Source organism: Butyricimonas sp. Marseille-P3923 (assembly GCF_900184685.1).
In the GTDB taxonomy this organism is placed as follows: domain Bacteria; phylum Bacteroidota; class Bacteroidia; order Bacteroidales; family Marinifilaceae; genus Butyricimonas; species Butyricimonas muris.
Map to the genome: position 1 here is coordinate 34,049 of NZ_FXXL01000004.1, position 16,237 is coordinate 50,285.

The window sequence follows — 16,237 nt, forward strand, 5'->3', positions numbered from 1 at the left end:
ATACTTCTTGAATGGCGTTTATGGCATATACGCGTCTGTGTATAATCGTGATTTGTGTGTTAGCGTGTGGAAAAGTAACTTTTTCTGCGGAGAAGTATCGTGTTCATTTGTTTCACGTAACCGATACAATCATTGCCGGGGATGAGCGAATTGTGGTGCATGGTAAAGTTCTCGATACAACGCATCTTCCTATGGTAGGAGTCCACGTACTGGAAAAAGGAACGACGAACGGGGTCGTTACAGATTGGGAAGGAAATTTCTCCATGAAAGTAAGGCGAACCGGAACGTTGATCGTTTCTTTTGTCGGCTACCATACTCAATTTGTGGCTGTCGAGGGCAAAAAAGATATCCGGATCACGCTGGAACAGGAGAGTGTTCTGTTGGACGATGTCATCGTGACGGCATTGGGAATCCGTAAAAAAGAAAATTCCTTGTCTTATGCCGCTTCCCGGGTGAACCGGAATGAATTGATTCGGGTGAAAGATCCGAATATGATCGTGACACTTATGGGAAAGATCGCGGGAATGCAGGTGAACCGGAGTTCTTCCGGTATGGGCGGTTCCGTGAAAGTCGTGATGCGCGGTAATCGTTCGGTGGCGGGTAATAACCAGCCTTTATACGTGATAGACGGAATCCCGATGCTGAACGAGAGCAGCGAACAGCCGAGTACGTCTATCGGGGGTACGGCTGATGCCGGAAACAGGGATGCCGGGGATGGTATTTCCAATCTTAACCCGGAAGACATAGAGAGTATCAGTATATTGAAAGGAGCCCCGGCAGCCGCTTTATACGGGACGCAGGCTGCCAACGGGGTTATCTTGATTACCACGAAACACGGGGAAGCGGGGAAGCAGGAAGTTTCTTTCTCTTCGAGCGTGTTGATTGATAAAGCCATGATGCTCCCGAAACTGCAAAATCATTATGGCGTGAGCGACGAGGTGGAAAGTTGGGGAGAGAGAAAAGATATAAACACGGGGAACCCGATTTCTTCTTTTTTTAAGACGGGAGTGACCGCGATTCATTCCCTTACCTTTTCAACCGGAAACGAACACACGCAAACTTATTTCTCCTACGCGAACACGGAGGGAAAAGGGATTATGGAAACGCATCGTTTGTCAAAACACAACATAAACCTGCGGGAATGTGCAACTTTTTATGACGGGCTTTTAAAAATAGACGGAAGTGTCAATTTATTGAAGCAAACGGTGAAAAATCGTCCGGTGCCGGGCGGCTTTTACATGAATCCGTTAGTCGGGTTATACCGTTTTCCCCGGGGAATGGATATCACGGAGTATAAAAATCATTTTGAAGTATGGAATGAAGAGCGCCGGTTGAACGTGCAGAATTGGCACGCCCCGACGGAGGACTTCGAGCAAAATCCCTATTGGGTACTGGAACGTATCAAAGGGCAGGATCAGAGAACACGGGTGATAGCCTCTATTGCCATGCGTCTGATTCTTTCTGCTCATTTTTCGTTGCAGGCCCGCGGAAGCGTGGATTACTTGAACGATAAGTTCCGTCAGAAATACTACGCTTCCACGGCTCCGGCGTTGGCGGGAAGTAATGGACGTTATATCGACGCGAGCCACGAGCAGACTTTGACTTATGGAGATGTGCTCGGGACTTATAAACGAAAGTTCGAGAACTTTTCTTTGGATATATCTTTAGGGGTAAGTATAAATAATAACAAGACAAATGAACTTCGCTACGATTCGAAAACAGCTTCATTGAAATATGCCAATGTATTCAATATCGCGAACATCAATATGACGACGTCCGCTTATATTGCCGAGCAAATCGATGCCACGAGGCAGATGCAATCCTTGTTTGCAACGGCACAGCTGGGTTTCCGGGACTATTTGTTCCTCGATATTTCCGCCCGTAATGATTGGAGTTCCACGTTGGCTTATACTTCCCGTGAATCCATCGGCTTTTTCTATCCTTCCGTGGGATTCTCTTGGTTGATAGACCGGACGTTTTCCCTGCCCGAATGGATCACGGGCGGAAAGATTCGCGGGGCATGGAGTATGGTCGGGAATGATATCCCCTTGTATATCACGCACCCCGTGTCACACGTGTTGGCGGGAGGCGGAATACAGGCTTCCGACGCTGCCCCTTTCGAGGAAATGAAACCGGAGAAAAACGTGGCGTTTGAAGCGGGAACCGAGTGGCGGTTGTTCAACGACCGCTTGCGAGTGGACCTCACGTGTTACAACACGGTCACGAAGAATCAGTTTTTCAAACTGGCGGCGAAAGATGGTGACACGTACGCTTATCGTTACGTGAATGCCGGGGAAATACGGAACACGGGGGTAGAGATCGAGTTGAAAGGAACCCCTTTTGAGGATACAAAAGTCAAATGGGAAACCGGGATAAATTACGCTTCCAACAAAAATAAAGTACTTCGCTTACACGAAGAACTGCCTGTTTTCCAGTACGGGCCTTATGGCTTTTCGTCAAGTTACGCGATGAAATTGAAAGAGGGAGGTTCCTTCGGGGATATCTACGGCAAGGCTTTCAAGCGGGATGATAACGGGAAGATTCTATACGAGACGGAAGGCGATTTGAAAGGATTACCACGAGTGGAGGGTGACGGTAACACGGTGAGAGTGGGGAATGCCAATCCAAATTTCACGCTGGGATGGACGAATACCTTCTCGTGGCGGAATTTTATGATGACATTCCTGATAGATGGGCGTGTCGGTGGAAAAGTGTTGTCACAGACACGGGCGGATATGGACTTGTACGGGGTAACGAGAGCCACCGGGGATGCTCGTGACCGGGGGTATGTCATGCTGGAGGGCGAGAGGATCACCAACGTGAAAGGATTTTACAAATCCATTGTCGGGGGACGTGCGGGAGTGACGGAATACTACATGTACGATGCCACGAATTTCCGTTTGCGGGAATTTTCCTTGGGATACTCTTTCCCGAAACAATGGTTGGAATCGGTACGGGTACTACGGGATATACATCTGGCTTTTACCGCCCGGAATCTGTTTTTTATATACAGGAAAGCACCTTTCGATCCGGATTTGATTCTTTCTACCGGGAACGATAATCAAGCGATAGAAGTTTACGGGATGCCTACTACCCGTGGTATGGGATTTAGTCTGCGTGTTACCTTTTAATCGGATGGCGGTATGGAAAAGAGAGTATTTGTCTACATGGTTCTGTTTCTGGGATGTATCGCTTGCACGGGACATTTTAAGGATTTGAACACGGATAAAACCGGGATCACGGATGAGGATACGCGTATCGACTGGAACCATATCGGGATACCTCTCGGTGTGGTGCAGCAGGGCATCTATTTTAATTATGATTTCGGCAAGGGGAAGAATTGGACATACCAGATCATGCAGAACCTGAGCGCCGATATGTTCAGTGGTTATATGCACGATTACAAGCCGTTGAACGGCGGTTCCCACAATTCTGATTATAATCTTCAAGACGGGTGGAACGGGACGTTCTGGGGATACACGTACGCTTATATCATGCCGCAGATCAAACGGTTGGAGGATTCCACGAGAACAGAGAATCCTCTTTTCTACGCGATCACGAAAATATTGAAAGTCGAAGTGATGCATCGGGTGTCCGATTACTACGGTCCGATCATATATTCCAATTTCGGGGGGATGAAATCGGTGTATATGCCGGATACGCAACAGGATGTTTATCATGCTTTTTTTGACGATCTGAAAGAGGCGGTAAAGACGCTGAGCGATTATATGGATAAGCCCGATGAAGTTTTTGATTTTTCCCGTTTTGATATTCTGATGGACGGGGAGATCCTTTCGTGGATTAAATTTGCCAATTCATTGCGTATGCGTTTGGCGGTACGGATAGCAATGGCTGAACCGGAAAAAGCCAGAACGGAATTTCAGTCGGCTATCAGTGATGAACACGGGTATTTTGAAGACCCTTTCGAGCTCGTGAAGGTATCTACCCGCGACGGGTACACCAATCCTTTGGGCGAGATCAACCGGGTATGGGGGGAAGTGTACATGAATGCTTCCATGGAATCCATTTTAAACGGTTTCGATGATCCCCGGCGGAAAGTGTTTTTTGAGCCCTGCATGGAAGACGTTTGTTTGCCGGATAAGAACGGTAAGGATTCCGTCATTATTCCTTTAAAGGGACAATACCGGGGGATTCGCCAAGGTACAATGTTCGCACACCCTTATTATGCGGCTCTGTCCAAGATATACGTGAACGTGAATACCGACGCGATCTTAATGACGGCGGCAGAGGTATGGTTTTTACGGGCGGAAGCAGCTCTGCGGGGTTGGACATCGGAAGAAGCCGGGGATTGCTACGAGAGAGGGGTGAAATGTTCTTTCTCGCAATGGCAGGTACCCGACGCGGACGCTTATTTGCAGGGTGATAACCGGGCATCAGATTTCAAGGATGTATTCACGCCCGAGAATGATATCAAAGCCCGTTGCAAGGTATCCCCTTGTTGGGATGAATCCGCATCGCCGGAAATAAAGCTGGAAAGAATTATCACGCAGAAATGGTTGGCTATTTTCCCGGAGGGATGTGAGGCTTGGGCGGAACAGCGAAGAACGGGATATCCGAGACTTTTTCCTGTGAAATACAATAATAGCCGGAATGGTTGTATCGACACGGAAATCATGATACGTCGTCTGAACTTTCCTTCGACTCTTCTGGATGAAAGCGCGGAACAATACAAGGCATTGGTGGATGCTCTAGGGGGAAAGGACAACGCTGGAACCCGTTTGTGGTGGGATACGGGGAGAAATTTTTAAGAAATAGAAGGATTCAAAGATTCATAGGGATTACCTTATCGCGGGTAAACTTTTATTATGGAAATGTAAAGCATCCGAAATATGGGTATTTAGTCGTTCTTTGGTTAGAGTGTCGAAAAAATATAGTAAAAATTAAATGTTCCGCGTGAAACTTTATCAACCGCTTTTCGTTTCTATAGGTGTTTACAATGAAATACAAAGAACCTTTAAATATTTATAGTTATGATGAAAGGAAATATTGGTTTAGACGCATCAATGATCAAATCCAGCAAAACCATTTTAAATAACCTGCTTGCTGATCATTTTGTTTTACTGGCTAAAACATGGAATTACCACTGGAATATGAAAGGCGCGAGCTTCAGATCTTATCACACGTTCTTGGAGGATCTTTATAACGGCCTGATTGAAGATATCGACAGTATTGCCGAGCGTGTTCGTGATTTGGACGAACGTCCTATCGGGTCTTTGAAAGGCTGTCTGGAGCACAACCGCATCAAAGAACAAGACGAGGAGAAACCGCTTCCCGATGCAAAGGGGATGTTGGCAGCCTTGTTGGATGACAATGCAGAAGTTATCCGTCAGATACGTTCTGATTTGGAAACCATGGATAAAGAAGGCTCGAAAGATTTCGGAACATCCAATTTCTTGGAAGACATGATTGAGAAAAAGGAAAAAGTAACTTGGATGATCCGTGCCCATTTGGAATAAGGATAGATTTTTATGTTATGAGTGAATGAGGGGGACTGTCGATTATCGGCAGTTCTCTTTTTTTATGTTCGCCTTGTATTCCGATGTTTTTTGTATCTTCGTACCCGTTAATCAGGAGATATGGATGATAGAGAGATAAGTGGTATTTTAATCCACTGGTACGAGAAGAACAAACGGGAATTGCCGTGGCGGGAAACCGGCGATCCTTACTTGATTTGGATCTCGGAGATTATACTCCAGCAAACCAGAGTGGCGCAGGGGTTGGATTATTTCAACCGTTTCGTGCAACGTTTTCCCGATGTGCGTTCCCTCGCGGAAGCTGACGAAGATGAGGTGATGAAATACTGGCAAGGCTTGGGTTATTATAGTCGTGCCCGCAACCTGCACGCGGCGGCAAAGCAAATCGTGGATTCTTTCGACGGCGTTTTTCCCCGGACGAGAGAGGATATCTTATCACTGAAAGGGATCGGGGATTACACGGCTGCCGCGATAGCTTCTTTCGCCTATCAACAACCTTACGCCACGGTAGACGGCAACGTGTACCGGGTGTTAGCCCGGCTGTTCGATTTGGAGATGCCTATTGATAGCGGCGAGGGAAAGAAGTATTTCACGGAATTGGCACAATCGTTACTGGACGAACGGCATCCCGATCTGTTCAATCAGGCGATGATGGAATTCGGGGCTTTGCAGTGTGTCCCGAAATCCCCGGCTTGCGATTCTTGCCCTTTGAACGGGAAGTGTCTGGCATTGGCTTCCGGGCGAGTGGAGCAATTACCCGTGAAGAACGGGAAGACCATGGTTAAACCCCGTTATTTTAATTATTTGCATATCCGCGGTCAGGGTAAAACCTTGCTTTCCAAGCGCACGGGAAATGACATTTGGCGTAATCTTTACGAGTTCCCGTTGGTCGAAACGGTATCTCCCGTGTCTTGGGGAGAGTTGCAACAAGTGACCGGATTCAATACATTATTCGGCGGAATGACGGGTATCAACGTGAAACGGGAGTTCACGGCTAAAAAGCATGTGCTGTCCCACCGGGTAATTTACGCCGTGTTCTACGAGATTCTGGTAGATGCTTTCTCTCCTGCCATGCAGAAGTACCTTCAGGTGCCGGATGAGGAGGTAGGTAATTACGCGGTATCCCGTTTGGTGCAGTCTTACATGGAAAAACGGGAAACTTTGTTGTTTTGATAAATAAAATTATTCCTTTTTGGTGTGTCACTGGTGAAAAAGATTTATTTTTGTATTGATGCGGAAAGATGATAGAGATATACTTGACAGGTTCACGAAGAATCGTAAGGAAGGGATTCGAATGCTGTTCGATCGTTACTATCGTCCTCTGGTGTTGTATGCCGGGACATTGATTAGTGACGACACGATGGCGGAAGATCTCGTTCAGGAATTTTTCGTGCGTTTGTGGGAAGATGATTATCTCGAACGTATCGAAAGCAAGGCGCTCAGTTCTTATCTTTTCTCTTCCGTGCGCAATAGTTGTTATACATACTTGCACAAGAACGATGTGATGCGTGCCCGTGTGGACTTCACGTCCATTGACGTGGCGGCTGATTCGGCGGCTGCTTTAAGCCAAGAAATCGTGGATAGGGTAACTGCCGTGATAGCCCGAATGCCCGAACAGACGGGGCGGGTGCTGAATTGCGTGTTGATGCAGGACATGAAATATCAGGAAACAGCCGACGAGTTGCATGTATCCCTGAACACCGTGAAAACTTTGTTGCGCAACGGGATGCGGCTTTTGCGTGAAGAACTGCAAAGCGAACAGGAGTTGATTCTATTATTCGTTTGCGCGGGTAATTCGGAAAGTTGCCCCGACGCGGGGTAACGTAGCTATCCTGAAACTATACTCGTGCTACACCATATTGAGCCTTATTGGTTTATGCTTGTTTCCCGTTGGAATGTTCATGGCAGGGATGGCTTGAATATTTGTCAAGTTAAATTAGATTATTTCTTGTTAAAACGTGGGCGAAGAGTGGGCTATAAGTAGGCTAAGTGTAGGCGATGCCGCCTAATAGTCACCTAATAGTCGCCCAAAACTCACCCAACTCGGTTTTATATCCTGCTTAAAGCCCTCTTAAAGGTTATATGAAGTGATAGCTTTGCGTGAATATTTTAAAATATATATATTTGCCACCCTTTTTCATGAGGAGTAATTATTTTCAAGTAGAATGTAGTTTTAAACAGAGACAGACGATGAAAAGATTTTTTTCAACCTGCCTGTTGTTTTGGGTGGGCATATTCTTACTATTGGTCGGTTGTAAGAAGGATGAGGTGACAGTTGTCGAAGACGAGGATATTGTGGATAATGAATTACCCGTCAGGTTGACGGTGGCGGATTATAACGAGAATAACACGTATTATTTGTTGAATGATGACGAATCCCCGGATGTTTATTTCGATTCGAAGCAGCGAAGTTTTCTCGTGACGCAGCCCTTGCAAATTTCGCTGGATGACGAGCTCAATTTCCAGATTCGTTTTTATAGCCCGAGAGCCTTGAAAGGCGTGACGATTTGGGCAACCATCGAGGGGTACGACGAGGAGGTCGAGTTTATGTCGCTCGAGAAAATCATGCCGTTCCAACAGCTTCGGGTGCCTGTGCCTTTTGTCACCACGGATATGACCGCATACACTCGCGGCGGAAAAAAGATTCTTATCACGGCAAACCCGGATTTGACGGCGGAGGATATCTCTTTTAGAATTGAGTGTGACGATCCTTATTGGGCAAGGTTGCAATCTATCCGTTGTAAATGGAATATCGCTTTTGGCAGGTATAGCGACACGCAGGCAAGCTGGAAGTATAAAATGAAGGCTTCACACACGCGTGAGGCGGTGGCGATCGCGTTGAACATGAGTTATATGTTTTCGTCGGAGAAGTTCGAGAAGGCGTTGCACGAGTTCGGACCTCTACATAGTAATAATGACAGGGTGGAGATTGACAAGCATGCTTTATTGACAAGAGTGCTTAATCACCGCGGGTTGGTTTTCGGTTATACCACGGGTGTGATGGGATTGGGTGGCGGCACGACGTACGGGATGCACGAGGTGTGTTACCTTGAGCATTATGCCGATGATAAGAGCATCACGGAAACCCTTTTTCATGAGTTCGCGCATTGCGTGGGATACGGGCATGCCGGGAATATGACCTATGAGCAGACGGGACCCGGGTGGATTACCTTGTGTAATAACGTGTACGTCGAGTTGTCGCGTGAAAAGGAGTTGCCCGTTTACTCCCGCCGTTTCCTGCATACCCGTAAGTGCAAGAACAGGTATTTTGACGATATATACGTGGCGTCAAAATATATTATCGAGGATCCGGAACTTGATGCCCTAGATGGTGGTTTGTCCCCGTTGCGCGGGGTGACGGACACGGGTGGGGATGACGGTATGCCGCTGACTTTCCGGTTGGATTACGCGGATGTGCCCGGGGCAACGACCGCCACTTTCCGCCCGAAAGACGTGTATGCGTACGGGAATACCTTGTACGTGGTGAATGATGCCGACAATAATTATAGCGTGGAGGTGTTCAATCTCGAGCCTAACAGTATGAAACAGCATTTGCATAGTATCCGGGAATGGTTGCGGGGGGATGAAACGGAAACGTTCGGTGGTAGACCGAATGGTGTTACGCGTGCTAACGGGAAGATATATGTCACTCACGAGGGGAGTCGCACGGAGATTTTCGATGCGAGGGATTACCGGTTTGTCACGTGTATCGGAACCGGGGCGTGGGGTACGGGGCCTTCTCAAACCGTGCACGCTTTCGACGTTGTGCTTTATAAGGGGATGGTGGCGATTCATGACAAGCGTTATATTGATTTCGTGGAAGAGGGGGTGTTGACGCCCGGAAACGTGGCACCGCGTTTGTACATTCGGTCGGAGCATTTGGGCGAGGTGAGCGCCGCTTACGGCATGGTGGTCGATGAACGGGCGGGATTGCTTTATTCCACCCATCCGTCCAAGCGTATAGATGTTTTCGCTCTTGGTGATATACGCGAGGGTGTGACGCTTAAACGTGTCAAGCAGTTGGCTTATCGTAACATGCCTTACGCGCTGGATTTTTACAAGGGTAGGTTGTTCGTGACTTCTAACGGCAACGAGAAGTTTTGCGAAGTTGACCCGGAAACGGGGGATATCGTGAAGGATTACACGACGGTCGGTGACATCACGTTGCAAGCCCCCGAGAAGTTCTGTATCCGCCGTAGCACGTTGTTTATTGTCGACCGCACGAAGGACGGGCCGTGTCTTTACGCTATTCCCATGCGGGAGTTGAAATAGGAGCGTATGGTTGTTTTTTTTCAAAAAAAAATACACCCTTCATTCACCCGTTTTGATTTTTATTTAGTCTTACTTGTATAAAAAACAAAGTATGACTATATCGAATTACATAGAAGAGTTGATTTACCGTGTGTTAGCAGGAGATGCAAGCGAGGAGGAACGATGTGAGTTGGAGGCGTGGGTGCGGGAGAGCGAGGAGCATCGAGTGTTTTTTCACAAGGTGGAGCGGGCTTGGTACACGGGGAAGTATGCCGTGAGATGGAAAAATGTGGAGATGAGTTCCGCGTGGAAAGCTGTGGAGCACAAGCGGGAAGCCCGTGGGCGGAAGCGTGTGGTGCGTATCGGATGGAGTGTGGCGGCGGCAGTGGTGCTGGCGGTCGGGTTGGCGTGGATGTTTTTGCCGTCGGGGGAAGAGAATATGCCCGTGGCGATGGTGCAGGCTCCGGTGGGTAAGCCCGGGGAGTCGAAGGCGTTGCTGGTGCTTTCGTCGGGAGAGCGGGTTGCTTTGGGAGGCGAGCAGGCGGACACGATACGGGAGAACGGGCAATCGATTTTGCGGGAGAAGGATTATATTGATTATAGCCGGGAGAAAGGTGATGGAGTGACGGAAACGGTTTATAATGAGTTGATTGTGCCTGTTGGTGGGGAGTACCGTTTGTTGCTTGCCGATGGGACTGTCGTTTACATGAATTCGGAATCCCGCTTGAAATATCCGGTACGGTTCACCGGGAGCGAGCGATTGGTGGAGTTGGAAGGAGAGGCTTATTTCGAGGTGGAGCGGGATGAGGAGCGTCCTTTCGTGGTACGCACGAGTCGGTTGGACGTGACGGTATTGGGTACCGGGTTTAACGTGATGGCTTACAAGAAGGATGCCCGCACGGAAGTCACTTTGGTGAACGGGAAGGTGGACGTGACGAGCGGGAAGATTAGCGAGGTGTTGACCCCGAACCGACAGTTCGTGATGAATAACGAGAGTGGTGAATACGAGGTGCGTACGGTGGATGCGGATGCTTATGCCGCATGGAAAAAGGGAACTTTGAATTTTGACGCGATGCCATTGGAGGAGTTGGGGGATAAGTTGGCACGTTGGTACGGGGTGAGTTTCTTTTTCAGTAACGAGCGTTTGAAGCAGTTGAAGTTCACGGGTGCTTTTCGGAAATATAATGACATGGATTATATTCTTTCTTTGATAGAGGCAACGACGGATGTAACTTTTAAAATCAATGGAGATGCAATTATAGTTAACGAAAAATAAAGTAGAAAACCGCTTCCGAAGGGGCATAAAAATACCGGAAAGTGTTGGGAGCACGATCCGGTAGTTACTCCCGGGGGAGCATTAAGAATCACTTAATTCACAAATGTATGAAAAAAAGTAATGTAGTGTGGCTTGTTTTGTCAAAAAATAAGCGGCAGCAATTATGGAGAATTATGAAACTAACATGGATTTTGTGTGTCTGTTTCGTGTGTACGTTGTCCGCGAACAGTTTGGCACAGCAAAAATTGAGTATGAATTTGGGGGAAACGTCGATTAAGACGGTTTTCGAGGAGATTCGTAAGCAAACGAACAAGATCGTGATTTATAATGACGACCGGTTGGCGTTGCGGAAGAAGGTGAACGCGGATTTCAAGGACATGGAGTTGGCAGATGTGTTGGAACGTGTACTTGCCGGGAGCGGTATGACGTACAAGTTCGTGGACGATTATATCGTGATCACTCCTGCCGTGAAGCCCGCACAGGATGAGAAAAAAGCGTTTCGGGTAAAAGGTTTCGTGTACGACCAGAACAAGGAGGCTTTGCCGGGAGTGACGGTGAAAGTGGCAGGGGTACCCCTCGGGACTTCTACCGATGTGAACGGGTGGTTTACCATGGAATTGACCGAGAAAGCGACTTTGGAATTTTCATTCGTGGGGTATAAAAGGAAGACTTTGGCTTTGACCGATCAGATGTTGAAAGATACGATTCGGGTTTACATGGAGGAAGAGGTGAACGAGATGGATGAGGTTGTCGTGACCGGTTATCAGGAAATCCGCAAGGATCGGATGACAGGTTCGGTGACTGTTATTACAGCCAAGGAGTTGGAGAATAGTGCGTTCAAGAGCATAGATCAGATTCTGGAAGGTAAGGTTGCCGGGTTGTATTCTTTCAAGACCAGTGGAGCACCGGGAACACGGGCAAACATTCGTATCCGTGGTGATAACTCTATTTCGGGTAGTAAAGAGCCGATGTGGGTGGTAGACGGTCTGCCTTTGCAAGGTGGAGTGGCTTCTATCAACGTGCTTAACGCCGGAAATATTCAAGAGTCTGCACTTGATCACGGTATCGGTAACCTTTCTCCGGCAGATATTGAGTCTATCACGATTTTGAAGGATGCGGCAGCATCGGCTATCTATGGTGCGCGGGCTGCTAATGGTGTGATCGTGATCAAGACGAAACGCGGTTTCGAGGGGGATGCTACTTTTAGTTATAACGGTAGTTTCGGTATAGTATCGGCACCGAGTATTGATTTGGACTTTATGAATGGTCGCGAGAAGGTGGATTTTGAGCTTCAGTTGATGCGGGATTTCCATCGTGCCGATCAAGCCGGTTTGGCGGGTAAAGCTTACGATAATTATAAACAAGGACGTATTAGTGCGGATGCATACAATGCCGAGTTGAATCGATTACGTTCCACGAACACGGATTGGTTTGACGAGATTTTCCGGAAAGGATTCTCGCATTCTCATTTCTTGTCAATGCGTGGAGGTTCACAAAAGACGAACTACTATGCTTCATTGAATTATAGCGGTCAAGATGGTGTATTGAAAAGTAATCACTATAATAATTTGGGCGCTAAATTGGAAGTTCGTCATAAACCTGTAGAGAATTTGGAATTGAATTTCCAAGTAGAAGGAAGTTATCGCGAGAGCGTTGACCATGCCTCTGTTATAGACCCGTTCAAGTATGCCGTTTTTGCCAATCCGTACGAGAAGCCGTATAACGAGGATGGTAGTTACGCTGCTGATTTGAGTTATTTGGGAGATAATTGGAGTTCTCTGAAATACGGGTATAAGTTTGATACATTCAATATCTTGCGTGAGTTGAATGAAACACAGAACAAGAGTATTGCCTCGGATGCGTCTGCCCGTTTGGGATTCAATTACAAAATTATGGAGGGATTGACCGCAGATGTAAGCGGAGCGTTGACGTATAGTACGAATAACACGGAGAAGTGGGCAGGTCCTGAAACGTATGCTTCTTATGCGAATGCAAATTTCGTGAGAGCGGCATTGATGATAAATCCGGAAAATGAAATACCGGCAGGTTATAATAACGGTTATTTGAGAGAAGGTTCCGGTCGTTCTACGGCTTTTGCGCTGAGAGGATTGCTTAGCTATAATAACGATCAGTTGGAGGGACATTCTTTCTCTGTTGTTGTCGGTTCTGAGATTTCAGGTAGTAAAAGTTATAATAATTTTCACAATTTCCCGGAATTTAACCAGCTCTATCGTTTTACCACTTTCCCTTCTTTTGACGATCCAGAAGGACAAATCAAGTATGAAAACTTTGTACGACAAAATATATTCAACAATATGATGGGTACGGGGGAGGCGCAGGATCGTTCGGCTTCTTTCTTTGCGGCATTTACTTACACCTTGCGGGATAAATATGTATTCAACGTGAACGCCCGTTTCGATGGGGCGGATATTATCGGTACGGATAATCGCTTCACCCCGTTGTGGTCAGCCAGTTTCCGTTGGAATGCCATGCGGGAGAATTTCTTGAAGAACGTGAACTTTATTTCCGATTTGGCAGTACGTGTTTCTTACGGGTACACTGGAAATATCGACCGTAGTTCTTACCCGATGCCATTGGTATATTTGAGTGGAGAGAAATATGATGGATTGTTTATTGCAGAAAGTGTAACTTTTCCGAATCCGAATATCAAGTGGGATCGTAAGGAAGACCGGAATATCGGTTTGGACTTCGGCTTCTGGAACAATCGTATCGGTGGTACGTTTAACTACTACTATAATACCACTCGCGATTTGTTAGGTGACATGACTACTCCTATTTCTTATGGGCGTAAAAGTATTCGTACTAATGTATCTTCATTGGAGAATAAAGGATGGGAATTCAACATTAATCTCCGTTTAGATTTAAGCAAAGATTTGATTTGGGTAAACTCATTCAATATCGCACAAAACAAGAACAAAATTACCGACACCTTTATCAAGAATTTCGAGGAGTTTCAAGATGTGAGTTGGAATGGTAGTACTGCTAATATCGAGGGTTATGCTACTGGAACCATATTCGGACACCGTTTTGCAGGGGTAAATCCTGTCACGGGTAATGCAATGTTCTATTTGACGGAGAGAGCCAGAGAAGTGTGGGCGGAGAATAAAGAGGTCGCTTTAGAGGAGATTCCGTACGTAATGGAGGATACGGATAGCGAATTAGACCAAAATGTATTGAGAGCTTCTTTGGTGAATTTGGGAACCTTGAACCCGAAAGTGACCGGGGGATTTAGTTCTACCTTGTCTTGGAAACAGCTGGAGGTACGCCTTGGTTTTGCTTACAGTGCGGGACATCGGTTGGAAACATTTAACGAGCGGAAATATGCACCTAACGGAAGTACAAGAAGTGAAGTACATTTTTCTCGAACCAATCGTTTAAAGAGTGCCATGAATCGTTGGAGGACTCCGGGGGATATTACCGATACGCCTCGTTATAGCTTTAGGGGGGCTTATTATCACCAGATGTTGACGGATGATAAGTATGAAAAAGCTGATTTCTTGGCATTCCGTAATTTGACGATATCCTATGATTTGCGTGGTGATTGGTTTAAATATGTTGGGTTGAGCCGTTGTAGAGTGGGATTACAGGTGGAAAATGTATTTGTGTTTACGAAGTACGGCGGTTTGGACGTGACTACCGGAGGTGCATTCAATTACCCGAATCCTCGTACTTATATGTTTAATCTTTCTTTGGGTTTTTAAAAGACGGATGTTATGAGAAAGTTTATATATTTAATTAGTGTTTTATTCGTTTTAGGTGTTACCTCTTGTAAAGAGTTTTTGAATGTAACCCCTAAGAACGTGATCTCAATGGAGGACTTGCAGAGTATCAAGCAAGCATTATCCAGTTTTTTGTATAGTATACCTGCCGAGGGAAATGGGTATAATAAAATAGTATGGTCTCCTTTTATGCGTATGAGTGAAGATATACCTATGATTTCTTATACAAGAGAGTGGGATTTGTCACTTTTAGCAGCAGATGATGAGGGGATGTCTGTTGAGGATGTCGAACGAGTTGATTGGAGATCAGAGGGGACACAAGGATTCTGGGGTAGATATTATGAACCTATTGGTTTGATGAATTTATTTATCCATGAGGCGGAAACGGCTGCTGGCGATGAGGATATGCGGGATTATGTTATGGGAGAGGCATATGTAATTCGGGCATATTGTTTCTTTAAATTGGTTCAGTATTTTGCTCCTTATGACAATAATGAATTAGGTATTCCTTTGTGTTTAAACTCTTACGATGATTTCGAGAATGTGGATTTGTCCCGTGCTCCGCAGACAAAGGTATACGCTCAAATTTTGAGTGATTTACATGAGGCGGAAATTCGTTTGGAGCGTACACCTATGCGGAGTAGTTTTAACCGGCTATACGATACTCATGTCTTAAATCGGTTGTTTGCACAAGTTTATCTATTTAAAGCACTTTCTCCTGCAGCGGAGGCAGATGATTGGAAAAATGCAATCTTATATGCTTCAAAAGAAACAGATGGTGCGGAATTGGAAAAAAATCCTGATAATTTAGCTAATTTGTTCCATGCGGAAAAACAGAATAGCGCAATAGTAAATATTGAAGCAGCTCTACGTGTGAGATTTGGAGGTGTTGCTTATGGTAATGATTATTTATATCGAGGTTTGTTGGTAGATGAGGGGTTTTTGAGTACTCATTTTCCAGAAACGGAAGGAGATATTAGACGAGAGTATTATTTTTCAAGAGAGCAAGTTTATGATCCTGGAGTTGGTTGGAATGTTAGATTAACTTTCGATAAATATGCTACTTATTCTTGGGGGGCTACATTTGGAAATGTATTTATAGGTTTTCGTTTAGCAGAAACTTTCTTGATTCAAGCAGAGGCATTGGCTATGACCGATCAGTTGGATGAAGCAAAGGCTATCTTAGAGCGTTTTAAGGAGGCGAGGTATACCGAAACTTTCACGACTCCTTCGGATAAAGAGGGATTATTGCGGGATATCTATCGTGAGCGTCGTAAAGAGTTTATGGGTGAAGAGGATTATAATTGGATGGATATGAAACGTTTGGGCGTGAAAACGGAGCGTACAATTATGGATCAGACTTATACGTTGAATGGTGCGGGAGATTATCGTTACACGTTCCCAATTCCGACAAGCGAGTTGGAGAATAACAAGCATTTAAAGCAAAATCCGGTTTGGCAATTAAAAGATTAACA

General features: G+C 46.0%; 9 protein-coding genes. All 9 read left to right on the forward strand.

What is annotated here, in order from left to right; all coding sequences use genetic code 11:
• Positions 1-20: 20 nt before the first annotated feature.
• Positions 21-3,131: a SusC/RagA family TonB-linked outer membrane protein gene (locus tag CS948_RS01930; RefSeq protein WP_099290389.1), complete on the forward strand. Its 3,111-nt coding sequence runs from the start codon at positions 21-23 to the stop codon at positions 3,129-3,131.
• Positions 3,132-3,143: 12 nt separating this feature from the next.
• Positions 3,144-4,769 carry a SusD/RagB family nutrient-binding outer membrane lipoprotein gene (locus CS948_RS01935; protein ID WP_099290074.1) on the forward strand — a complete coding sequence of 542 codons (1,626 nt, stop codon included), beginning with the start codon at positions 3,144-3,146 and terminating at the stop codon, positions 4,767-4,769.
• 222 nt (positions 4,770-4,991) lie between these two features.
• Complete coding sequence (locus CS948_RS01940; RefSeq protein ID WP_227215446.1) at positions 4,992-5,477, forward strand: Dps family protein; 486 nt, start codon at positions 4,992-4,994, stop codon at positions 5,475-5,477.
• 120 nt (positions 5,478-5,597) lie between these two features.
• Complete coding sequence (mutY, locus tag CS948_RS01945; protein WP_099290075.1) at positions 5,598-6,668, forward strand: A/G-specific adenine glycosylase; 1,071 nt, start codon at positions 5,598-5,600, stop codon at positions 6,666-6,668.
• 58 nt (positions 6,669-6,726) lie between these two features.
• The gene (locus CS948_RS01950) at positions 6,727-7,317 is read left to right on the forward strand and encodes a sigma-70 family RNA polymerase sigma factor (protein ID WP_099290076.1); all 591 of its coding nucleotides are present in this window, start codon (positions 6,727-6,729) and stop codon (positions 7,315-7,317) included.
• A gap of 368 nt (positions 7,318-7,685) precedes the next feature.
• Positions 7,686-9,767: a hypothetical protein gene (locus CS948_RS01955; protein ID WP_099290391.1), complete on the forward strand. Its 2,082-nt coding sequence runs from the start codon at positions 7,686-7,688 to the stop codon at positions 9,765-9,767.
• Between the two features lie 91 nt (positions 9,768-9,858).
• A complete protein-coding gene (locus CS948_RS01960) occupies positions 9,859-11,022 on the forward strand; it encodes a FecR domain-containing protein (protein WP_099290077.1) in 1,164 nt (387 codons plus the stop codon).
• A gap of 107 nt (positions 11,023-11,129) precedes the next feature.
• Positions 11,130-14,744 carry a SusC/RagA family TonB-linked outer membrane protein gene (locus tag CS948_RS01965; protein WP_141560858.1) on the forward strand — a complete coding sequence of 1,205 codons (3,615 nt, stop codon included), beginning with the start codon at positions 11,130-11,132 and terminating at the stop codon, positions 14,742-14,744.
• A gap of 12 nt (positions 14,745-14,756) precedes the next feature.
• Positions 14,757-16,235 carry a RagB/SusD family nutrient uptake outer membrane protein gene (locus tag CS948_RS01970; RefSeq protein WP_099290079.1) on the forward strand — a complete coding sequence of 493 codons (1,479 nt, stop codon included), beginning with the start codon at positions 14,757-14,759 and terminating at the stop codon, positions 16,233-16,235.
• The last annotated feature ends 2 nt before the right edge of the window (positions 16,236-16,237 follow it).